Raw genomic sequence first — 22335 nt, forward strand, 5'->3', positions numbered from 1 at the left:
CAGGACCGGTCAGACTGACCATGGTCCACGGGCTGCCACGCCTTATCTGCTGTGGGCAGCTTCAGGGCGTTCTATCTGTTGCGTATCAGTCATACTTTGAGGTTTATATGGATCAGACTGAGGGTGCAGTAACCCCGGCAATGCGCCACAAGGCTCGTCACTTTGCCCTGCAGGCAATTTATCAGTGGCAGCTGACCGGCTTATCAGCCCACACCATTGAGCAGCAGTTTCTGGAAGACCAGCCAGTACAGGGCGCTGATCTCGATTACATGCACGATTTAATTCAGGGTATTATCGCCAACTGCGATTACCTTGACTCAGTATTTGAGCCTTTCCTGTCCCGTCCTTTAAAGGATCTGGACCAGGTGGACAAGGCAATTCTGCGTTTAGGCACTTTTGAGCTCAAATACCGTCAGGAAGTACCTTTCAAGGTGGTAATCAATGAGGCCATCATGCTGGCCAAGTCCTTTGCCGAGCAAGACAGCCACAAGTTCGTCAACGGCGTACTGGACAAGGTAGTCAAGTCTATCCGTCAGACCGACTGACCGGCCCCGCCATGCCCACAGGTCCTGCTGAACTGACCTGTATACAGTGCAACCATCAAAGATTAGGCCCATTTACTGGGTCTAATTTTTTTCCGGCTCCGGCCATTGCCATCAACCTGGCGGTGCCCAGCATAGCTGCGCAAGGCGCGGAGCGGCGCCATGCCAGGTCATGGCCGGGCAGGGCCCAGGCTGTGCACAGCCTTGCGCCGGCGGGCCGCAGGCATGAGGTGCATGCAGCTGGCTGGATGCGTCCGGAGCCGATTCAGGCGGGGCTGGTGCGGCTTTAGGAACATGTCGTCCTGGAGGGCAGCGCGGCCATGGCATTGAAGTACTGGGGCGGCTAAAGTAAGATAGCCATGAGCAGCTGTGTTATGGAGAGAAGCACGCTGCAGGTCTACTGATCTTTGTGCAGGGTCGGGATGGCCTGAAATGAACGAAAAATATTGGTTCTGAGACTGTCTGTATTGATGCAGCCAGGGCTCAGCTGTGGACTGAAATTCCGGAGCAGATCCTGCAGCCGGTCAGGCATGAGGGGAGTATCCGTGCCTGGATACCTTAACAGTGTTCTAAAGGGTAGAAACAATGGCTAATGATGAGTTTTCTTTTATTCACCAGTATTTTTCCCGCCTTAATCCAGGTTTTGCCCGTGAGGCAGAAAAGATGGGGCTGGTGCTGGGCATTGGTGATGATGCTGCACTCATTAAGATGGACGGCACCTATGCCATTACTACTGATACCCTGGTAGAAAACGTTCACTTCTTTACCAATTTCAATCCACGCCTGCTCGGTGCCCGTACCCTTGAGGTTAATTTCTCCGACCTCTATGCCATGGGTGCTCAGCCACAGTTTGTTACCCTTTCACTTGATATCCCTGACCGCTACGTTGACTTTGACGAGTTCTGGGGGCCTTTCTCCGAGGGCCTTGAGGCCTGTCTGGCAAGCCACAATACCGTGCTGGTTGGCGGCAATGTTACCCACGTAACTCAGCGTAATGCCCCTCTGACCATTTCCGTGACCGCCTTTGGCAAAAGCTTTGAAGAGGGACGCAGCCTGCGCCGCAACACTGCAAAGCCAGGCGACATCATTGCTGTTACTGGCACTCTGGGCTCCAACGGTCTGTACGTCAAGGCAATGTATAACAATTCAGTGCGCAACATGGACACTGATGCCCGCCGCCGTTTTGAAGAGCATGCCTTTGGCTACGACCCACGCATGTCTCTTTTTGTCAGGGAGCTCATCAAGTTCTCCAACTGCGCTATCGACGTTTCCGATGGCCTGCTTGGAGACATGAGTCATGTACTGGTTCAGTCACGTGCCCGTGCGCTGCTTAATTATGAAAGCCTGCCTCTTGACCCTGTAGCCTCATCACTGCTCAGTGACTTCAAGATGTCAGCCAAGGCTCTGCTCAAGCTGGCTTTAAGCAGCGGCGGCGATTACAACATTCTCTTTACCTGCTCACCAAAAGATTTTGAAGCTCTGACAAAGCACTGTGCCCAGATCCCTGAGCTCAAGGGCTTCAGAGTAACCGCCATTGGCGAGGTGGTAGAGCTGCGTGATGACGATGTCTATAACGACAACTCCCTGGCCACTGACGGCGGCCTGATTACTATCGTCAATAACAAGTGTCAGGAAGTGGCCCTGAAGCTGGGCACCGGCTCCTTCAACCACTTCATTGCCAACTCAGGACTGTCCTGACCAGTCCTTTGCCCGGCTCAGCCTGCCTTACGGCACGGCTGGCCGACCGGCCGGCTGGCCAGGGCCTTACCGTGGCCAGCGCCAGGGCGCAGCCCCGGCATCCCCACCGGCCCGATTCTGCATTGCAAGTCACTGCAGGTCGGGCCGGTGGCTATTTTGGGGACTGGCATTGCTGCCATATTCACCTGTTAGACAGGCTGACTTCTCCACATGTTAGACAGGATGAGTTCTCCACATGTTGGGCAGGCTGAGTTCTCCACATGTTGGACAGGCTGACCTGTCCAACAGGCAATGGAATAATGAATATTATTCGTATTTGTTTCTGGACGGGGGCCAGGTGCATATCTTGTGATCCAGTTGGGCATCAGGGCCCGTAAGTCCCGGCGTGGCCCTTGATAAAGTTACGTACTTGCTAAGATAAATCTAAGATCTGACTGCTAAGATTATGTCCACTTAGCGGATATTATTGGTCTTATTTATGGCCTATATGCAGTGATTTGGCGTATAATCATCGATTTTGTCCTGAGCAATTATGCCGGACACGCAGATTTATGCGGTTATAACCGTAATTTTTCAGTTATTGCTCACCGCTTTTGAAGGTGTTTTGCTGGAATAAGAAACTGCCGTTCTGACAGGGGAGTAAGGCCCTGATCAGGCCTTGAGGGGCCTGCAGCTGCTCCGCTTTTCAGAAAACACTTAACGACGTGGATATTTTTAAGAATATGAAGAAGAATTATTTAGCTCTGTCATTATTAGCTGCTGCCACCATTCTGGTAACCGCCTGTGGCGGCGACGACAAGGCACAGGGCGCCGCATCTGTCACCATCACCAAGGACAGCCCATTTGAGCAGAAGGCCTCCTATGCTGTAGGCGCTTCCGTAGGCAAGTACATCTCCACCATCGAGAAGGATCAGTCAGAAATCGTTGGCAAGTTTGACCACGACCTCGTAATAAAGGGTTTCATGGATGCTCTGAGCAACCAGATCACCCTCGAGGAAAAGGACATGGCTGATACTCTGATGGCCCTGGACGAGAAGCTGCGTACCGGTATCGAGAACCGTCAGAAGGCTGAGGCTGAGGAAAACTTAAAGGCCGGCACTGCCTTCCTGGCTGAGAATGCCAAGAAAGAGGGCGTAAAGACCACTGAGTCCGGTCTGCAGTACAAGATCCTCACTGCCGGTAACGGTAAGGTTCCTACCCTGCAGGACACTGTAATGGTCCGCTATAAGGGCACCACCATTGACGGTCAGGTATTTGATGAGCAGAAGGAGCCTATCGCTCTGCCTCTGGCCAACATCATCCCAGGCTGGACCGAGGGTCTTCAGTTAATGAAGGAAGGCACCAAGGCCATGCTGTACATCCCATCTGACCTTGCTTACGGTGACATGGGTGCTGGCGACAAGATCAAGCCAAACTCCACTCTCGTATTCGAGATCGAGCTGGTCGAGGTAGTTGACGACAAGAAGGCTGACAAGAAGTAATTTTTCTTCTGTCATACTTAAAGGAAAGGCAGCCGCATGGCTGCCTTTCCTTTTTTCAGCACCTGCAACCCCGTCCGGGCTAAAGGCGAAACCCGCCAGCCCTCATCCCAAAGCCCGGCCGCAATCGCCGCAGAACCGGCTGCAGAGGCACACACTGCGCATACGCCGGGCCGCTGCAACGCGTCCGTGAGTCATGAACAATCACGCTCTGCAATCGCCCTGGGCCGCCGACAAAAAAAACTCCCTGTAATAGCCTCATTGCCCGCTGCTAAAGCACCTCCCGAGCCACTGCCAAAGCACCGCCTGGAATCTTTTCCAGGGAAATGTCTGAGGATAGTCAAAGGCTGATTCGTTAATGCTCGAAAGTGACTACTGGCTTTGACAGGTCGCATTCTGGTCGTATGACCTGCAGCATCATGTTCATCCTGCAATCTGTCAGGCTAAAAAGTATTTCTGGCCGGTGAATATGCTGTCGGGTAAAGTTGCTTAACTAAAATATTTTGAAGAGTATCCTGTGATGTCGTGTGGCCAGGGCAGGCACATCAGGCCAGGGCAAGCACATATGGCCGGGCTGGCTCTGGCCGTGGTCGTGGCAGTGATGCACAAATGTATAAGGCAGCCCTGAGGGCTGCCTTATACATTTGTGGCTTACCATGCCAGTTCTCTGGTCTGCTGCCTGGAGGGCAGCAGAGAGCTTGGGGCAGGGCGGGCCGCGCTGCTGCGCAGCCGCAGTTTGCTGCGGCGGGGCGCGGGTTATAAGATGAGGTCGGCTGCGTTCAGAGGCATTGGGGCCTTGAGGTCGCGCCCTGCCTTGTGGCCAAGGACGTCGTTAAGGCGGGCAGGTTCAAGGCCGAGGGCCGGACGGATAATCTTGACGTGATCCTTTGTAAGCTCCTCACCCTGAGCAAGGTCCTTGACGAGGTATACGGAGCGGCGCTGGGAGCGCTTTTGCATGTCGATTTCAGCAAGGCGCACGCCTTTGATGCCAAGTGACTGAGCTACGGTGCTGGTGTCGTACTTGAGCTGGCGCAGCTCGTCCGGGGTCATGGAGAAGGCTGCATCAATGCCGCTCTGGCGGTCTCGGGCAAAGTGCTTTTCAATCATGTCAGCACCCAGGACGGTAGCGGCAATATCAAGGGCATCACCAATGGCGTGATTGGACAGTCCGGCCTTGCAGCCATAACGCTCCTTGAAGAAAGGAATGGAGTTGAGATTGAAGGTGGACGGATCGGCCGGGTAGTGGCTTTCACAGTGCAGCACAGTCAGATCCTTGCAGCCGTTGGAGCGGGCAGTATCCACGGCAAAGTCAATCTCATCGAGGGTAGCAAGGCCTGTGGACATGACCATAGGCTTGCCTGTCTGAGCGCAGGCGGCAATGAGCTGAGGGAAGTTTAGCTCAAATGAGGCAATTTTGTAGACAGGACAGTCAGCAGCCTCAAGCACCTCAACATCAGGCAGGGAGAAAGGGGAACTGAACAGCTTTATGTTCAGATCACGGGCAAAATCAAACAGGGGCTTCATCCACTCACGAGGAGTTTTGGCCTCCTTGTAGAGATCGTAGTAGGTATAGCCCTTCCACAGACCGTCCTTGAGCAGGAACTCATCGCGGCTTGAGTCAATGGTCAGAGAATCCTCGGTATAGGTCTGAATCTTGACCATGTCGGCGCCGCAGTTGTGGGCCAGCTCAATAAGCTCCATGGCCTGAGCCATGCTGCCCTGATGGTTGCCGGAAATTTCAGCAACGATAACAGGGGCATTTACCTTTGCACTTTCAGCATTCTGTTCTGGTGATGTGCTCATGTCAAACATCCTTTGGCAGGTGCCACACCGCAGCGGCCGGGCATTTTTCAGGCCCTGGCTGTGCGGTGCGACACTCCCTCAATTATTAATCTCTTGTACTTATGTATAACGGCTGGCTTCAAGGACCGGCGGCATGCAGTGGAGCAGCTGCCGGCGGCGGCAGCGCCGCGCCGCTCAGGCGCTGCGCTTCTGGTGGCCGCAGCTGTACTCTGATCCTGTCTTTATGGGCTGTATGCAAACAGCCCCGGTCCGTGGGGGAGCCGGGGCTGCTGCGGTCACTTGTCAGACTTTGATTGCAGGCGATGTACGGCCTCAAATACCGTTGCTGGCGGGGCCAGACCAAGGTGGCTGTCTACAATATTACCTTTGTTGTCCACAGTTATAAAGTAAGGCACGCCAATAACATTATAGTGTTTGATGATGCCGGCAATCTCAGTATTGTCAGTGTCGGTGATATTGACCACTACGCGGAGGATATCGGAGCTGATGTCCAGGAAGTGAGCTGATGAGTAGATCTGTTTTTCCATGCTCTTGCAGTTGGCGCACCACTCAGCGGTGAAGACAATCATGGAGTAATTGCCCTCAGTAATGTGACTTAACGAGTGCATGTCTGAGGCGCTGTAGAAGTCACGGTAGGCATGATGCTGAGTGCTCTGCTCAAAGTATCCCATGGACCAGTAGGTAGGGGCCAGAGCAAAGACGGCAATCATGGTGGCTGTAATCATAGGCAGGGCGCGTCTTCTGATAAAGAATACGGCACTTACCATGGTGTAGACACAGATAATATAGACAGTAAGGGCACCGATAAGAACTTCGGCACGACCCAGGGTATGGCGGACAATGATATAGGCTGTGACAAGCAGGGCAACCACCATCAGGCGCTTGATAATGTCGCCAATGATGCCGGACTTATGCAGGAAGCGTGAGCCGAACATGCCTATGATGAACAGTGGGGTGGCCATACCCATACCAATGGTAAAGAACACCAGGGAACCCATGAGGGTGTCACCGTTTTTCATCACATACAGCAGGGCACCGGCCAGTGGAGCTGAGGTGCATGGGCTGGCAATCAGCGCAGCGATGGCGCCAAGAATAAAGGCTCCCGGGAAGCTTGAGGTATTGAGTCGTGAGGCACGTGACTGCAGACGGCTGGTGATAAAGGCCGGCATCTTGAGCTCAAAGACATCAGCGCAGGCCAGAGCACAGATAATCATCAGAATGGCCAGGGTATAGTTCATGGCCGTACTTTGCAGGAAGCTGTGCATGTGGGCACCGGCCATGGAAAAGAGCAGACCGAGCAGGGTGTAAGTAAGCGCAAGACCAAGGGCAAAGCCCAGATTCTGGAAGAACACGTAATTCATGCGGCGTACGCGGGAGCTGCCACTCTGGCTCTGGGCTGCTACGGCAATATCAATCACGTCAGTACTCTTGACTGTACTCTTGCGTGAGCCTATCACCATGGTGGAGAAAATAGGCAGCATTGGCAGCACGCATGGGGTGAGATCAAGGCCGATACCCAGAATAAAGAGAATGAGCAGACCAAGGAGCAGATTGTCAGAGAGCAGCTGGCTGATGGCATCGCCATTACCGGCATTGCTGCTGGAGACAAATTCAAACAGGCTGCTGCTCTTTTGCCCTTCACCGCTGGCACGCTCATGCTCGCTGAGCAGATTGACTCCTGAACCAGGGGCAGGGTTGTCGCTACTGTCAACGCCAGCTGTAGCGGCAGCTGCAGCGCCAGCTGCGCCCTCGGCGCTGGTGGTATCAGCCTTGTCTCTGGCTGGCTCCGAGCCTGACAGTGTTTCAATCAGGCTATCAGGCAGGGAGATATTGTAGGTCTGTGGGGGATAGCAGATACCGCTTTCATCGCAGCCCTGGTATTTGATGGCAATGGCGGCACCTGGAACGGCCTTGCGTACCGGAAAGGTAAACTTCAGTCCGCTGAAATAGACCTCAGATGGTCCAAGGGCATCTTCGTGTGGGGTAGCCGGAGGCAAGGCAGGCTCTTTCAGGGTGACTTCGTCAGGGTCGTAAATAAGCTCAATGGAATGCTTGTAGATATAGGACTGACCCAGAATGGTAAAGGAGACAATGACTATATTGCCATCGGTATCAAAGGCAGGGATAAAAGGCATGTTGTGATTCATGCCATTAAGGCCGGCACGTGAGCCGCTCAGGTCTGAAGCGCCTGGTATCATGCCCGATCCTGAGCTCATGGCACCAGCAATGCTCTCAAGAGCTCCGCTGCCGGTGCTGTCGCTACCGGCAGCTGGGGCTGCTGAGTCAGTGGAGGCTGTAAATGAGCTCAGTATATTGGAGGTGCCGGCTGCACTGCTGCTGTCAGCGGGGGCGGCCACGGACTGAGAGCAAATCATCAGTGTGGCTACAAAGGAAATCAGGTACAGGCATAAAGAGCTGCGCTCAAGCAGTTTCTTTTGCATAATCAGGCCCCCAGAAGGAAATGCATAGAAGCAGTGGCATGGCACTGCAGGGTGCAGAGCGGACTTTCCGCATTAAGCCGTAATTATAATGCCCAATGGGATATTTGTGCTGTGTGGCAGTTGCCATAAAGTAACTGCAGGGCTAATCATGAAAAAGAGACAGTTGAGCTATGCCGCGATCAAAAGTGTATTTTCACCGGCGGTAGTCAATATAGTGTGCTGAAAATGGCATGATTTTATGAATTTTGCGTCAGGGTCAGCAAAGGATGCCTGCGCGGCCTGCCGGTGCCGCTCCGTCCCGTATGGCCGCTCAGCTGCAAACTTTTATCCCCCAGGCATAAGAGCTCGCCTTCTTGAGCACAATAAGGGCAAAAGCGCTGTGCAGCTGCATTTTTTTAGTGCGCTGACCACCCGGACCCAGGCAAAACAGTGATCTGCGTTGTAAAGGCACAACAGCGCCGCCCAAGGCGCCAGGTCCGGCTATATATTCTGAGCTTAATACAGCTGAGCCAAATCATTAGACAGACAACAACCCACCTCGCACAGCTGCCAACGACGCCTGCGGCTGCACGCCGCTCATGGCGCCGCCTGACATTACAGCTGCAGCCAGTCAGGCCTCTGCCCTGCATTGCAGCTGCAGAGCCGGCATGCCGCGCAAGTCGGGTCCTGCACGGTCCAATACCTGACAAGGAGACTCTCCTGTTCCACAGCCACCAGTCCGATCTGTACTCAGACAGCAGCTGAGCAGCAGAGGCCTGGGCTGGCACAGCATGCCGGGCTGACTTTGCCAGATGAAGAGCTGAGGAGCTCTGCTGGTAATGTGCTTCGGCCTCAGGGAAAGCCTGCCGGTGAGCAGTGACAGGCAGCCTGCCTTTGATGGGGACATGCTGGCTCTTAGTATCTTCACACTAAAGTGTTCATCGATTTAACAAAGGGTGGGCATTATGGTTGATCGTACTGGCATGAGAAGAACTTTTTCTGAGCTCCCCATGGCCGCGAGCTGGTACGTTCTTGCGCGTCATGGCGTGCCCATGCATGCTCTTTTGAAGGAGTGATGTCCATGCCCTGCTGGGGCTGTCATGTAGGTCAGCCCTATATTGAGCATAAGGCGCAGGCTTTATGATCTGTCAGGAAAGAAAGTCTGTACAATAGGTCTACTGCTTTATGGCGGTAGCAGCCGTCTGACTGTGGTATCAAGGTTTTCTATGCTGAGGTATTAATGGGTCGATTTTCGCTTTTCTTCCTGCTGTGGTTTGCCCTTGAGATTTATCTCTTTGTGCTGCTTGGCCAGACCATTGGTTTTCTGCTGACCATTTTCCTGCTGTTCTTCATCAGCTTTGCAGGTATGTCTGTAGCCAAGTCCATGATGACCTCCGATCTGCGCAAGATGCAAAGATTTACTGAAGTTATCATGAAGAGTATGGAGGGCGCCCCGGTTGACCTAAATGAGGATGGTGAAAAGATCCTGTCCATGGAACCACATGAGCGTGAGAACTACATGATGTCGCTCAAAAAGCGCATCATGTTCTCTCAGATTATGATGCTCATGTACCTCATTCCTGGTTTTGCAACCGATGCTGTGGCCATTGTGCTGATGCTGGTTAACATCAAGGGCAGCCTGTTTCAGAAGGATCTCTTTTCCTCGCCTGTGTTTGACAAGGCTAATATCTTCAAGAGCCGCAACCAGGAGTACGAAGACATCATCAAAAAGTACGGCAAAAGTACCCGTGATCTGGAAAAAGAGGCTCAGGAGCGTGCCCGAGCTGAGCAGGGCAATATTCCAAGAGAAAATCCTGATGCCGGCAAGGCCACCATCAGTGAAATGAAAGCCCGTTTTCAGGCTGAAAAAGAGATTAAGGACGCCAAGTTTGAGGAAATTGTCGAGGACGACAGCCCCAGCAAATAGCAGTCCGCTCTCAGGGCCGTTATAAGGCCCGGCAACAACAACCAGAAGGCGCTTACTACCCTTATGTGGCAGTAGGCGTCTTCATTTTGGGCCCGACTCAAACTGCAGGGCAGCTCAAATTGCAGTGCAGTCAAACTGCAGGGCAGCTCACATGCCTGCCTGCCTGCAGCTCTCCCCGGCCGCTGTCCCGAGTTATCCCTGATTTGCCTGTACCTGAACGGGCACTCAGGGAAACTGGCCTTGTCTTTGCCATCTGGCCCAAAGTCGGGCCCAACCAGTCCATTTGGAGCCTGCATGAGCTTCTTCATGGTCATAAGGCCACTGCGGTGCCGGGCATTGAGCTGCAATGCCGATGCAGCAGGAGCGCAAGTCAGGTTTCGTACAGTTAATTAGACAATAAAGATTTCAGGGTACAGCTGACAGCTTTTCCGGGAGACAGGCTGTAAGCGGCCCGATACGTGGTCCTGCCCAGTGCAGGGTTAGCCCTGAGTATGGGGTACGTCATTCAGCAGACAGCGCTGGCGTCCCATGCCGGGTTCTTTTCTTTGAGGTTATTTTCATGTCCCAGGCTAAGTACTACATTCTGCTTCTGGTTGTATGCCTGATTTGGGGCGCAACACCGGCCTTTGGCAAGTTTGCCGTAGAGTCTTTCTCGCCATTGATGATCACAGGAACCCGCTTCCTGCTGATGGCCATTCCTCTTTTTGCTGTCATGTTGATTTTGCGTGATACCAAGGGCCTCAAACCGGGAAAAGAAGTGCTTATGATTACCTTTGCGCTGGGCTTTATGGGCGTACTCGTCCATAACGGTCTGCTCTTTCTGGGTCTCAAGCACACCACTGCAACCAATACCGCACTTATCGAAAGTATCGGTCCTACCGCTACTACACTGCTGGCTTTCTTCTTCCTTGGTGAGCGCCTCAACCGTTATGGCTGGCTGGGCATTATGGTATCCTGCTTTGGCGCCATGTGCATTATCTCCAAGGGTTCGATAGACGTTATCCTCAACCTGTCATTTAACATTGGCGATATCTACATTGTTATCTGCGAGGTAGCCTGGTCTGCCTACTGTGTAATGGGCCGCAATATCTCCAACAAGGTAAGTAGCATTGCCATTACTGCCTGGTCAGGTCTGTTTGGCTCAATGCTGTGCTATCTGACCGGTCTGATTACCGGCAGCCTTGAGGTCTATACCGTTACCCCTGAGGCTATCTGGGGCTTTGGCTATCTGGTGATTTTCTCCGGTCTGCTGGCCTTTATCGGCTGGAATTACGCCGTTGGCAAGGTAGGCGCTTCCAAGGCAGGTGTATTTATTTACCTGGTGCCTCTTACCGGTGGCATCCTGGGCGTTACCATCCTTGGTGAGGAGATTCTGCCAGCTCAGATTCTAGGTGCTGCTTTCATCATTGGCGGCGTAGTAGTTACCGTCAAATCCAAGATGGTAATGCGTGTACAGGAGAAGACCCCTGAGCAGATTGAGCTTGAATCCGAGGTCAACCTGTTAAAGCGCTTCCCAGAGCTTGCCGAAGAGCACAACAACGCCCTCGTTGAAAAGGGCGTCATCACCCACGAGCAGAACACTTTCCGTCGCAACGATGACAGCAGCTCCCAGGCTGACTCGGCCTCAGCAGTGCCAGCCGACGCAGCCCCGGACGCAGCCCAAGTCGCTGCAGCTGACAGAGCCGCAGCAGCCCAAGCGCCAGCCGCTGCTCCTGCTCCAGCCGATGCAGCTGCTCAGACAGCAGCTGAGCCGGCCAATGCCACAGCCACTGCCACAGCGACTGACGGCGCAGATGCCACGCCACATCAGCCGCTCAAGAGCTGAGTTAAGTGACAGCGGCATAAACTCGTGCCTTACAACAAAAGAAAAAGCACTCCGGCGGGTGCTTTTTCTTTTTGGAGGCTTGAAGCTTGAGCTCCAGGAGAGAGGATGGGCGCTGCCTAAAAGATCAGGAGCAGCAGGGAGCCAGAGCCATTGAGCGACCTGCAGGACTTGCCAGGGAGTGAAAATGGCTGAAAAAAACTATCAGCTTGAATATTTGGAGTCTCCGTCACCTTTGTAAAGCACTTACGGGTACTTTCAGTCTGTACTGAGCAATGGCCTGAAATAGAGCTTTTGACCGCATTACGGTAACTTTGCAAACCTGTAATGCATGGTCCAGCGGTCAGCAAGTTATTGTTCAAATCACCACATTGCCTGGTATTTGCTGGCGGCACAAATGGCATTTTTATGCGGCGCAGTGAATTTTGTTCAAAAAAGATGTGACCTGACCTTGAAAAGCGTTTTTGCGGCCCCATTTTAGTAAATGTTCAAGAATACAGATTGATTTGCCTGAGGGGCCGTTTGAGCCGGTCCTTAACAATATGTACTCCGTGAAGGCGCAACAGAGAGCTGCAAAAGCAGCTTTCTTACCGGACAGAGTCGAATTGCTCCTCACAAGTCAGTCTGGATTTGGCCGGCACAGCAGCCGGCAGACAAGTTTGGATTTGCGTAACTCTGCAAAAGCAGAATGGGACGCGCATTATTGAAGGCAAAAAAATGAAGTTAGTTCCTTTATACGACCGTGTAATCGTCAAGCCTTTCGAGGTTGAGACCAAGTCCGAAGGCGGCATCTTATTAGGCTCCGCCGCTGTGAAGTCCACTCGTGGCAAGGTACTTGCCGTTGGCAATGGCCGCATCCTGGACAATGGCCAGACCGCTCCTTTAAGCGTTAAGGTTGGTGATGTAGTTGTTTACAACGAAGGCTACGGCACCAAGAAAGAGCGCCTGGACGGTGAAGAGGTATTCATCCTCTCCGAGAGCGACATTTTAGCTATTGTTAACGAATAAGATTTGATTACATACAGGATTTAAGAAAATGGCTGCTAAAGACGTATTTTTTGGCAATGATGCTCGTTCCCAGATGTTAGAGGGTGTTAACACCCTGGCCAACGCTGTTAAGGTTACCCTCGGTCCTAAGGGCCGTAACGTAGTTCTGGACAAGGCCTATGGCGCTCCATTAATCACCAAGGACGGTGTTACCGTTGCCAAGGAGATTGAGCTCGAGGGCAAATTCCAGAACATGGGTGCTCAGATGGTTAAGGAAGTTGCTTCCAAGGCCAATGACGCTGCCGGTGACGGTACCACCACTGCTACCGTTTTAGCTCAGGCTATCGTTACTGAGGGCTTAAAGGCCGTTGCTGCCGGTATGAATCCAATGGATTTAAAGCGCGGTATCGACAAGGCTGTTACTGCTGCTGTTGAAGAGTTAAAGACCTTATCCACCGAGTGCAAGGACAGCAAGTCCATCGCTCAGGTAGGTACCATCTCCGCCAACTCCGACACCACCGTAGGCAACCTGATTGCTGAGGCCATGGAGAAGGTAGGCCGTGACGGCGTTATCACCGTTGAAGATGGTCAGGGTCTTGAGGATCAGTTAGACCTCGTAGAGGGCATGCAGTTTGACCGTGGCTACCTCTCCCCATACTTCATCAACAAGGCTGATACCGGCACTGTTGAGCTGGAGAACCCATACATCCTGCTGTGTGACAAGAAGATCTCCAACATTCGTGACATCCTCCCAATCCTCGAGGGTGTTGCCAAGGCTGGCAAGTCCCTGCTGTTAATCGCTGAGGACGTAGAGTCTGAGGCTCTGGCTACCCTGGTAGTAAACAACATGCGCGGTATCGTTAAGGTAGCCGCCGTCAAGTCCCCAGGCTTCGGTGACCGTCGTAAGGCCATGTTACAGGATATCGCTATCTTAACCGGCGGTACCGTAATCTCTGCCGATCTGGGCATGGAGCTCGAGAAGGCCACCTTAAATGACCTGGGTGTTGCCAAGCGCGTTGTTATCACCAAGGATGACACCACCATCATCGACGGTTCTGGCAAGGCTGAGGACATCTCTGACCGCGTTGAGCAGATCCGTAAGCAGATCGCTGAGTCTTCCTCCGAGTACGATCGTGAGAAGCTTCAGGAGCGTGTTGCCAAGCTCGCTGGCGGCGTAGCCGTTATCAAGGTTGGTGCTGCTACCGAAGTTGAGATGAAGGAGAAGAAGGCCCGCGTTGAGGACGCCATGCACGCTACCCGCGCTGCCGTTGAGGAAGGTGTTGTTCCTGGCGGTGGTGTTGCTCTGGTTCGTGTTGCTGCTGCCATTGCTGACAAGGTTGCCGGTGACAACGAGGATCAGAAGGTTGGTATCAAGGTTGCCCTGCGCGCCATGGAAGCCCCATTACGTCAGATCGTTGCCAACGCTGGTGAAGAGCCATCTGTTGTTGCCAACAACGTACGTACCGGCTCCGGCAACTACGGCTACAACGCTGCTACCGATGTATACGGCGACATGATCGAGATGGGTATTCTTGACCCAGCCAAGGTAACCCGTTCTGCTCTGCAGTACGCTGCCTCCATCGCCGGCTTAATGATCACCACCGAGTGCATGATTGCCGACACCCCTAAGAAGGATGACGCTCCAATGGCCGGTGGCATGGGCGGCATGGGTGGTATGGGCGGCATGGGCGGCATGATGTAATTTGCCCCACGCTCAACACCTTGAGTCCCGGTCAGAGCCCTGTGCTCTGACCTGAAAAAGGCCAGGATTCTGAGACATACTCAGATCCTGGCCTTTTTGTTTGTCGGCTAACCGTACGATACACAATTACGAGTACATGCCAGCAGGGACACAGTCAAATAAACCTGACAAATGCCGCATAAACAATTTACAAAATATTTAGTAATGAATATAGCCCGATTCATGAATGATGCTGAACATTAGCAAACCAGCGCATAGTAATGAAAACAAACATATTTGCATCATGTAATATGTATTTACATTATGTTTATATTGCTGAGCTATGCAGTGTATCTATAGTGGCTTGATAATTTCATATAAAGCGCCTTTTAATGCGGGCTCCAGAGGGGATGTACAGGATAGGGTGCAAGACGTTTCTGATCAGGATAATTACAGGCATTGTCATTCAATCCTGTTAGATAAATGATTTTATAAAGTGTGATGATCGTCAACTGATCTCACTAAGGATACTGTTATGAGCCATATTCAACGGGAAACGTCTTGCTCGAGGCCGCGATTAAATTCCAACCTGGATGCTGATTTATATGGGTATAGATGGGCTCGCGATAATGTCGGGCAATCAGGTGCGACAATCTATCGATTGTATGGGAAGCCCAATGCGCCAGAGTTGTTTCTGAAACATGGCAAAGGTAGCGTTGCCAATGATGTTACAGATGAGATGGTCAGACTAAACTGGCTGACGGCATTTATGCCTCTTCCGACCATCAAGCATTTTATCCGTACTCCTGATGATGCATGGTTACTCACCACTGCGATCCCCGGGAAAACAGCATTCCAGGTATTAGAAGAATATCCTGATTCAGGTGAAAATATTGTTGATGCGCTGGCAGTGTTCCTGCGCCGGTTGCATTCGATTCCTGTTTGTAATTGTCCTTTTAACAGCGATCGCGTATTTCGTCTCGCTCAGGCGCAATCACGAATGAATAACGGTTTGGTTGATGCTAGTGATTTTGATGACGAGCGTAATGGCTGGCCTGTTGAACAAGTCTGGAAAGAAATGCATAAGCTTTTGCCATTCTCACCGGATTCAGTCGTCACTCATGGTGATTTCTCACTTGATAACCTTATTTTTGACGAGGGGAAATTAATAGGTTGTATTGATGTTGGACGAGTCGGAATCGCAGACCGATACCAGGATCTTGCCATCCTATGGAACTGCCTCGGTGAGTTTTCTCCTTCATTACAGAAACGGCTTTTTCAAAAATATGGTATTGATAATCCTGATATGAATAAATTGCAGTTTCATTTGATGCTCGATGAGTTTTTCTGATAGTTAGTCTTTGTAGAGACACAAACCTGAAATTCCGGACACCGCGCTTCAGGACATCTCCCTGGACGCCGATATCTGGCAGTATCCGGACGGTACTATCGAACGCCGGGCCAACGGTACTACCCTGCCCTTTATGACTGACGACCGGCTATCTCACCCACGCACTTCTCCCTGAAATTTAGCATCGTCGCGGTTAATGTCGAAAATTTGCCACCTGACGTGGTTGGCATCGAGGGTGAAAACTGCCGTGGCGGGCACTGTTGCAAATAGTCGGTGGTGATAAACTTATCATCCCCTTTTGCTGATGGAGCTGCACATGAACCCATTCAAAGGCCGGCATTTTCAGCGTGACATCATTCTGTGGGCCGTACGCTGGTACTGCAAATACGGCATCAGTTACCGTGAGCTGCAGGAGATGCTGGCTGAACGCGGAGTGAATGTCGATCACTCCACGATTTACCGCTGGGTTCAGCGTTATGCGCCTGAAATGGAAAAACGGCTGCGCTGGTACTGGCGTAACCCTTCCGATCTTTGCCCGTGGCACATGGATGAAACCTACGTGAAGGTCAATGGCCGCTGGGCGTATCTGTACCGGGCCGTCGACAGCCGGGGCCGCACTGTCGATTTTTATCTCTCCTCCCGTCGTAACAGCAAAGCTGCATACCGGTTTCTGGGTAAAATCCTCAACAACGTGAAGAAGTGGCAGATCCCACGATTCATCAACACGGATAAAGCGCCCGCCTATGGTCGCGCGCTTGCTCTGCTCAAACGCGAAGGCCGGTGCCCGTCTGACGTTGAACACCGACAGATTAAGTACCGGAACAACGTGATTGAATGCGATCATGGCAAACTGAAACGGATAATCAACGCCACGCTGGGATTTAAATCCATGAAGACGGCTTACGCCACCATCAAAGGTATTGAGGTGATGCGTGCACTACGCAAAGGCCAGGCCTCAGCATTTTATTATGGTGATCCCCTGGGCGAAATGCGCCTGGTAAGCAGAGTTTTTGAAATGTAAGGCCTTTGAATAAGACAAAAGGCTGCCTCATCGCTAACTTTGCAACAGTGCCAAATATCGTGCCAGCTGAAGCTCATCCGGTTCACCGGTGAATCTGCCATAGCTTTCAGTCTGCTCAGTGGTCAGAAAGTCAACGGGCATATCGGCCTCCCTGCCTGACGGGCATTTAGTAACATTTTTCCAACCGTACGAAATGTTATAAATTATCGGACATCGTAAAACTGTTACATTAATATGTCTATTAAATCGTAAATTTGTAATAATAGACATGAGTTGTCCGATATTCGATTTAAGGTACATTTTTATGCGACTTTTTGGTTACGCTCGGGTCTCAACCAGTCAGCAGTCTCTTGATCTTCAGGTCAGAGCACTCAAAGACGCAGGTGTGAAAGCAAACCGTATATTTACCGATAAGGCATCCGGCAGTTCAACAGACCGGGAAGGGCTGGATTTGCTGAGGATGAAGGTGGAGGAAGGTGATGTCATTCTCGTTAAGAAGCTCGACCGTCTTGGCCGCGACACTGCCGATATGATCCAACTGATAAAGGAATTTGACGCTCAGGGCGTGGCAGTCCGGTTCATTGATGACGGGATCAGTACCGACGGTGATATGGGGCAAATGGTGGTCACCATCCTGTCGGCTGTGGCACAGGCTGAACGCCGGAGGATCCTAGAACGCACGAATGAGGGCCGACAGGAAGCAAAGCTGAAAGGAATCAAATTTGGCCGCAGGCGTACCGTGGACAGGAACGTCGTGCTGACGCTTCATCAGAAGGGCACTGGTGCAACGGAAATTGCTCATCAGCTCAGTATTGCCCGCTCCACGGTTTATAAAATTCTTGAAGACGAAAGGGCCTCGTGATACGCCTATTTTTATAGGTTAATGTCATGATAATAATGGTTTCTTAGACGTCAGGTGGCACTTTTCGGGGAAATGTGCGCGGAACCCCTATTTGTTTATTTTTCTAAATACATTCAAATATGTATCCGCTCATGAGACAATAACCCTGGTAAATGCTTCAATAATATTGAAAAAGGAAGAGTATGAGTATTCAACATTTTCGTGTCGCCCTTATTCCCTTTTTTGCGGCATTTTGCCTTCCTGTTTTTGCTCACCCAGAAACGCTGGTGAAAGTAAAAGATGCTGAAGATCAGTTGGGTGCACGAGTGGGTTACATCGAACTGGATCTCAACAGCGGTAAGATCCTTGAGAGTTTTCGCCCCGAAGAACGTTTTCCAATGATGAGCACTTTTAAAGTTCTGCTATGTGGTGCGGTATTATCCCGTGTTGACGCCGGGCAAGAGCAACTCGGTCGCCGCATACACTATTCTCAGAATGACTTGGTTGAGTACTCACCAGTCACAGAAAAGCATCTTACGGATGGCATGACAGTAAGAGAATTATGCAGTGCTGCCATAACCATGAGTGATAACACTGCTGCCAACTTACTTCTGACAACGATCGGAGGACCGAAGGAGCTAACCGCTTTTTTGCACAACATGGGGGATCATGTAACTCGCCTTGATCGTTGGGAACCGGAGCTGAATGAAGCCATACCAAACGACGAGCGTGACACCACGATGCCTGCAGCAATGGCAACAACGTTGCGCAAACTATTAACTGGCGAACTACTTACTCTAGCTTCCCGGCAACAATTAATAGACTGGATGGAGGCGGATAAAGTTGCAGGACCACTTCTGCGCTCGGCCCTTCCGGCTGGCTGGTTTATTGCTGATAAATCTGGAGCCGGTGAGCGTGGGTCTCGCGGTATCATTGCAGCACTGGGGCCAGATGGTAAGCCCTCCCGTATCGTAGTTATCTACACGACGGGGAGTCAGGCAACTATGGATGAACGAAATAGACAGATCGCTGAGATAGGTGCCTCACTGATTAAGCATTGGTAACTGTCAGACCAAGTTTACTCATATATACTTTAGATTGATTTAAAACTTCATTTTTAATTTAAAAGGATCTAGGTGAAGATCCTTTTTGATAATCTCATGACCAAAATCCCTTAACGTGAGTTTTCGTTCCACTGAGCGTCAGACCCCTGTTCCTGGTGGGGTTGATTACATCAGTGGCCAGGATCAGAAGTGGTGGCCTGCTGCTGCCGGTATTGCTGCATATGGAAGCAACCACGCTGGGTTTACTGTTTGGTTGAAAGTTATATTTTTATTAAACATTGTGCGTTAAAGCCTGGTGTGTTTTTTTAGTGGATGTTATATTTAAATATAACTTTTATGGAGGTGAAGAATGCATACCACCCGACTGAAGAGGGTTGGCGGCTCAGTTATGCTGACCGTCCCACCGGCACTGCTGAATGCGCTGTCTCTGGGCACAGATAATGAAGTTGGCATGGTCATTGATAATGGCCGGCTGATTGTTGAGCCGTACAGACGCCCGCAATATTCACTGGCTGAGCTACTGGCACAGTGTGATCCGAATGCTGAAATATCAGCTGAAGAACGAGAATGGCTGGATGCACCGGCGACTGGTCAGGAGGAAATCTGACATGGAAAGAGGGGAAATCTGGCTTGTCTCGCTTGATCCTACCGCAGGTCATGAGCAGCAGGGAACGCGGCCGGTGCTGATTGTCACACCGGCGGCCTTTAATCGCGTGACCCGCCTGCCTGTTGTTGTGCCCGTAACCAGCGGAGGCAATTTTGCCCGCACTGCCGGCTTTGCGGTGTCGTTGGATGGTGTTGGCATACGTACCACAGGTGTTGTACGTTGCGATCAACCCCGGACAATTGATATGAAAGCACGGGGCGGAAAACGACTCGAACGGGTTCCGGAGACTATCATGAACGAAGTTCTTGGCCGCCTGTCCACTATTCTGACTTGAACATGGGGTTTGAGGGGCAACTGGATGAAAACGTACGATTTAGGGCACTAAAACCGCTGTTGTCCCACCATTCTGGTGATTCCCAAACGTTATTTGGCTAAAAAGTAGTTTTGATGTGGTTTATTTTCCGAATTCCAAGCGCAGCCCTACTTTCTTGTGCGTATTTGCGTGTTTTGCGCAGTTTTGAAGTTCCTACATCAGATTGACTTCGGATACAAATTCAATGAACATTGATGCAAATACTGACCTATCAGTTTCTTAACTAAATACTCGAGATACATCTAATGGCTAATGAAAACTTAGATATCGACTCCAAGACAGCAGAAGAATTATACGAGTGGTATCTGGATGATAAATTAATTATAAATCGAAGATACCAAAGAAAATTAGTATGGTCCCTCGAAGAGAAAACAGCACTGATTTCATCAATGACTCAGCAATACCCTATCCCTTTGCTATTGTTTGTTTCCATTGACAACAAAAGAGAAATCCTTGATGGAATGCAAAGACTAGAAGCTTTAATGAGTTTTATTGAGCAGCGATTTTCATTAAATGGTAAATACGTTATGCGTCACAATGGATATTGAAACAAAATAAATTGTTTTGAGTAACATACATGGTAGAATCCGCCTGCTATTTTTTTAAGTAGGTTTTCATATGGCCAATATTTATATTACTCAAGAGGTAAAGACCGAGATCATTGCTCGCTCCAGAAATGGGGAGAGGATTTGTGACATCAGCAGGGCTTTGAATGTTCCTTACCAGACGGTACGTTATACGGTTAATCATGCCGGGAAGCTCGATGAATGTGAGCTGCCAGCAATCCCATCAGGTTTCAAAGATAAGGAGGCTGCTCTCTGTATAGCCTATACATGTGGGTATTTGGGTTTTGATTCTGAGCTCACAGGCAGTATCTGTCGAAAGGTTGGCTGTGATGTTGAGACCATATAGTCTGACAATGTTATGTATTAGGCATGGGGCCTTGGACCTTTTGAGCTACTAAAAAAAAATTTGAGTTCAAAAAGTCTACAGGATTAACCTGTAATGCAGCCTCAGCTACGGTCAGTTTGCTCCCTGTTATGGTGCGACAGGCAGCAGTACAGTTATGGCCGGGGGTGTGCGAACCCCAACGCGTTTGATGGGGCTATGGAGGTGCGTTACACCATAGGTATCCCATCAGTTCAGGCAGCCAGTGCTTATCAAATGACCACTGTTCAACTGCCGTTGATCTGGCTTTCAATCTTGCCCCTATAGTGGAGCTGGCCGGGATATCTTGTCATGCTTGTAGGCTATCCTTTGCAGTACAGGCGCTTTCATGCGACTTAGCGTAGCTCTCTACAGCTTCAAGAGTGCTTCTAAAGGACTTGCCCTGCTTCATCGTAAGTGATGATACTCTGCCCGGATTCACAGCAGCGGCTATGCTTCTAAAGCGATATGAACCGTGCCTGCGTGCAGAAGGTGACACAAGGTTGCCTACAGGCATCTTGCAGAGGATATAGAAAAGAGCATCCAGAGAAAGTTTGGATGCGGCTTTCTCACTTGAAACCTCAACCTTGACCCTGGAAGGTTTTCCCATGAGAACAGCATCCTTGCGGCTTTCAAGCTCTTCTGAGCTATAGCTTGAGATCAGTGCTATATACATCTTAAGGCAGTCAGCCATCATAGAGGCACTTACAAACAAGTCACTTGAGTGATGATTAAGATCCTTGCCACAATCCATACCGCCATGGCTCTTGAGGCAGAGGAACTTGATTTCAAGCTGCCATCTTGGTCTGTATAGGACTGACAGGATGCGAACATTGAATGCATCAGACAAGTTGGTTTCAAAATAAACCCAGCTTGACTCAGTTGCCATCTCGTCGTATGACTTGTTTTCGGGATTGAAGACCATGAGGATCTTTGTTCTGTCAGCACGTGTAAGGACATATGACTTGCCCACCAGGCGACCGTCCTTACCAGTAACAGGAGGAGATATCAGTCCCTTTGCTCTAAGATCCTTGATCTTCACAGGGCCATCAAATGTAACCTCCCGCCCTTCATCAGATATCTGGTAAATGCCATTTATGTCTCTGTGGCTGTCATACTCAACTGCCCGGACAACTGAAGCGTTAATGGACTTACGTGCCTTGATAATGTAGTAGGCATTGCGTCTTATGATGCAGTTAATAAGTTCCCTTGACAGATAGCCAGCGTCGAGCAGATACAGGGTCCCAGGTGCAAATTTATCATTGACAATCATCGAAATAAGGGCTTCTCTTTCATTGGAAAGAGAGCTGCCGATCATGTAATGAACCACAACTCCAAGCGCTAAATCCATGATTGCATGGGTTTTACGGCCAGCCATGGCAGAGCCCCTGGTCTCTCCCTCGTTTTCTTCTCGTGCGAGGGGGCGCTCGCTGCCATCGCCAGCAATAATACGAGTAATGGCAGGGTCAATTTTGCGAACAGCTTCGAGAAGCTGGCGTCCCAGCGTATTCAGCTCTTTGTCGTAAATTTCCTTGCTGAGCTCTGCAGACAACTCAAGAGAGAGGCTTCTTATCGCAGCTGAAACTGCTTCCTCCTGCTCCATAGCCCGGATCATGGTCCTGCTGGATACTGCTACAACACCCTCAAACTCACACAGAAGCCTGTAGTAAAAATACAGCTGCTCTTTTGAGCAGTTTCGTACAAGGGTGCATAAGATGGCCGCCAGCATCCACGCACCAGCCGTATGCCATATCGAGGTCCTGTAGGTTTTAGGCACGAAGCCTTTCTCCAGT

General features: G+C 50.9%; 18 protein-coding genes. 15 read left to right on the forward strand and 3 right to left on the reverse strand.

Annotation, left to right across the window (positions count from 1 at the left end):
- Positions 1-107 precede the first annotated feature (107 nt).
- From nusB to MXE39_RS04680, 3 genes are all read left to right on the forward strand, one after another.
- Positions 108-545 carry a transcription antitermination factor NusB gene (gene nusB, locus MXE39_RS04670; protein ID WP_246977545.1) on the forward strand — a complete coding sequence of 146 codons (438 nt, stop codon included), beginning with the start codon at positions 108-110 and terminating at the stop codon, positions 543-545.
- 582 nt (positions 546-1127) lie between these two features.
- Positions 1128-2240 carry a thiamine-phosphate kinase gene (thiL, locus tag MXE39_RS04675; protein WP_246977544.1) on the forward strand — a complete coding sequence of 371 codons (1113 nt, stop codon included), beginning with the start codon at positions 1128-1130 and terminating at the stop codon, positions 2238-2240.
- 722 nt (positions 2241-2962) lie between these two features.
- Positions 2963-3721, forward strand: coding sequence for an FKBP-type peptidyl-prolyl cis-trans isomerase (locus tag MXE39_RS04680; RefSeq protein ID WP_246977543.1), 759 nt, complete (start codon positions 2963-2965; stop codon positions 3719-3721).
- A 753-nt stretch (positions 3722-4474) separates the two neighbouring features.
- On the opposite strand, the gene pseI is transcribed toward MXE39_RS04680, so the two are convergent.
- Together pseI and MXE39_RS04690 are read right to left on the reverse strand one after the other, a co-directional pair.
- Entirely contained in the window at positions 4475-5521 is a 1047-nt protein-coding gene (gene pseI / locus MXE39_RS04685) for a pseudaminic acid synthase (RefSeq protein WP_246977542.1), read from the reverse strand.
- A 275-nt stretch (positions 5522-5796) separates the two neighbouring features.
- Positions 5797-7962 (reverse strand): cytochrome c biogenesis protein CcdA, encoded by a 2166-nt coding sequence (locus MXE39_RS04690; protein WP_246977541.1) that lies wholly within the window; start codon positions 7960-7962, stop codon positions 5797-5799.
- Between the two features lie 1219 nt (positions 7963-9181).
- On the opposite strand from MXE39_RS04690, the gene MXE39_RS04695 reads away from it, so the two are divergent.
- The 12 genes from MXE39_RS04695 to MXE39_RS04750 all read left to right on the forward strand — a co-directional run bounded on the left by MXE39_RS04695 (position 9182) and on the right by MXE39_RS04750 (position 20527).
- Complete coding sequence (locus tag MXE39_RS04695; protein ID WP_246977540.1) at positions 9182-9868, forward strand: FxsA family protein; 687 nt, start codon at positions 9182-9184, stop codon at positions 9866-9868.
- 559 nt (positions 9869-10427) lie between these two features.
- The gene (locus MXE39_RS04700) at positions 10428-11693 is read left to right on the forward strand and encodes a DMT family transporter (RefSeq protein WP_246977539.1); all 1266 of its coding nucleotides are present in this window, start codon (positions 10428-10430) and stop codon (positions 11691-11693) included.
- Between the two features lie 714 nt (positions 11694-12407).
- Entirely contained in the window at positions 12408-12698 is a 291-nt protein-coding gene (locus tag MXE39_RS04705; RefSeq protein ID WP_246977538.1) for a co-chaperone GroES, read from the forward strand.
- Positions 12699-12726: 28 nt separating this feature from the next.
- Complete coding sequence (groL, locus tag MXE39_RS04710; RefSeq protein ID WP_246977537.1) at positions 12727-14379, forward strand: chaperonin GroEL; 1653 nt, start codon at positions 12727-12729, stop codon at positions 14377-14379.
- A gap of 514 nt (positions 14380-14893) precedes the next feature.
- Entirely contained in the window at positions 14894-15709 is an 816-nt protein-coding gene (locus tag MXE39_RS04715) for an aminoglycoside O-phosphotransferase APH(3')-Ia (RefSeq protein WP_000018326.1), read from the forward strand.
- Positions 15710-16025: 316 nt separating this feature from the next.
- A complete protein-coding gene (locus MXE39_RS04720) occupies positions 16026-16730 on the forward strand; it encodes an IS6-like element IS26 family transposase (protein ID WP_001067858.1) in 705 nt (234 codons plus the stop codon).
- Positions 16731-17034: 304 nt separating this feature from the next.
- The gene (locus MXE39_RS04725; RefSeq protein WP_001235713.1) at positions 17035-17592 is read left to right on the forward strand and encodes a recombinase family protein; all 558 of its coding nucleotides are present in this window, start codon (positions 17035-17037) and stop codon (positions 17590-17592) included.
- Positions 17593-17774: 182 nt separating this feature from the next.
- A complete protein-coding gene (locus tag MXE39_RS04730) occupies positions 17775-18635 on the forward strand; it encodes a broad-spectrum class A beta-lactamase TEM-1 (RefSeq protein ID WP_000027057.1) in 861 nt (286 codons plus the stop codon).
- A 349-nt stretch (positions 18636-18984) separates the two neighbouring features.
- A complete protein-coding gene (gene pemI / locus MXE39_RS04735; protein WP_000557619.1) occupies positions 18985-19242 on the forward strand; it encodes a type II toxin-antitoxin system antitoxin PemI in 258 nt (85 codons plus the stop codon).
- 1 nt (position 19243) lies between these two features.
- On the forward strand, positions 19244-19576 hold the full coding sequence (pemK-mt, locus tag MXE39_RS04740; protein WP_000439434.1) for a type II toxin-antitoxin system toxin endoribonuclease PemK-mt: 333 nt from the start codon (positions 19244-19246) through the stop codon (positions 19574-19576).
- Between the two features lie 284 nt (positions 19577-19860).
- Complete coding sequence (locus MXE39_RS04745; RefSeq protein WP_246979078.1) at positions 19861-20163, forward strand: DUF262 domain-containing protein; 303 nt, start codon at positions 19861-19863, stop codon at positions 20161-20163.
- Between the two features lie 70 nt (positions 20164-20233).
- A complete protein-coding gene (locus MXE39_RS04750) occupies positions 20234-20527 on the forward strand; it encodes a hypothetical protein (protein WP_247073817.1) in 294 nt (97 codons plus the stop codon).
- 325 nt (positions 20528-20852) lie between these two features.
- Here MXE39_RS04750 and MXE39_RS04755 read toward each other — a convergent pair.
- Positions 20853-22335: transposase (locus MXE39_RS04755; protein WP_247073819.1), on the reverse strand; the 1483-nt coding region annotated here is incomplete at its 5' end.

Origin of the sequence: Anaerobiospirillum sp. NML120511, assembly GCF_023050955.1 — a bacterium.
In the GTDB taxonomy this organism is placed as follows: Bacteria; Pseudomonadota; Gammaproteobacteria; order Enterobacterales; family Succinivibrionaceae; genus Anaerobiospirillum.

Bases quoted from the DNA above. Each gene is read 5' to 3' on its own strand.
- nusB (WP_246977545.1), top strand. From the start codon at position 108: ATGGATCAGACTGAGGGTGCAGTAACCCCGGCAATGCGCCACAAGGCT.
- thiL (WP_246977544.1), top strand. From the start codon at position 1,128: ATGGCTAATGATGAGTTTTCTTTTATTCACCAGTATTTTTCCCGCCTT.
- MXE39_RS04680 (WP_246977543.1), top strand. From the start codon at position 2,963: ATGAAGAAGAATTATTTAGCTCTGTCATTATTAGCTGCTGCCACCATT.
- pseI (WP_246977542.1), bottom strand. From the start codon at position 5,521: ATGAGCACATCACCAGAACAGAATGCTGAAAGTGCAAAGGTAAATGCC.
- MXE39_RS04690 (WP_246977541.1), bottom strand. From the start codon at position 7,962: ATGCAAAAGAAACTGCTTGAGCGCAGCTCTTTATGCCTGTACCTGATT.
- MXE39_RS04695 (WP_246977540.1), top strand. From the start codon at position 9,182: ATGGGTCGATTTTCGCTTTTCTTCCTGCTGTGGTTTGCCCTTGAGATT.
- MXE39_RS04700 (WP_246977539.1), top strand. From the start codon at position 10,428: ATGTCCCAGGCTAAGTACTACATTCTGCTTCTGGTTGTATGCCTGATT.
- MXE39_RS04705 (WP_246977538.1), top strand. From the start codon at position 12,408: ATGAAGTTAGTTCCTTTATACGACCGTGTAATCGTCAAGCCTTTCGAG.
- groL (WP_246977537.1), top strand. From the start codon at position 12,727: ATGGCTGCTAAAGACGTATTTTTTGGCAATGATGCTCGTTCCCAGATG.
- MXE39_RS04715 (WP_000018326.1), top strand. From the start codon at position 14,894: ATGAGCCATATTCAACGGGAAACGTCTTGCTCGAGGCCGCGATTAAAT.
- MXE39_RS04720 (WP_001067858.1), top strand. From the start codon at position 16,026: ATGAACCCATTCAAAGGCCGGCATTTTCAGCGTGACATCATTCTGTGG.
- MXE39_RS04725 (WP_001235713.1), top strand. From the start codon at position 17,035: ATGCGACTTTTTGGTTACGCTCGGGTCTCAACCAGTCAGCAGTCTCTT.
- MXE39_RS04730 (WP_000027057.1), top strand. From the start codon at position 17,775: ATGAGTATTCAACATTTTCGTGTCGCCCTTATTCCCTTTTTTGCGGCA.
- pemI (WP_000557619.1), top strand. From the start codon at position 18,985: ATGCATACCACCCGACTGAAGAGGGTTGGCGGCTCAGTTATGCTGACC.
- pemK-mt (WP_000439434.1), top strand. From the start codon at position 19,244: ATGGAAAGAGGGGAAATCTGGCTTGTCTCGCTTGATCCTACCGCAGGT.
- MXE39_RS04745 (WP_246979078.1), top strand. From the start codon at position 19,861: ATGGCTAATGAAAACTTAGATATCGACTCCAAGACAGCAGAAGAATTA.
- MXE39_RS04750 (WP_247073817.1), top strand. From the start codon at position 20,234: ATGGCCAATATTTATATTACTCAAGAGGTAAAGACCGAGATCATTGCT.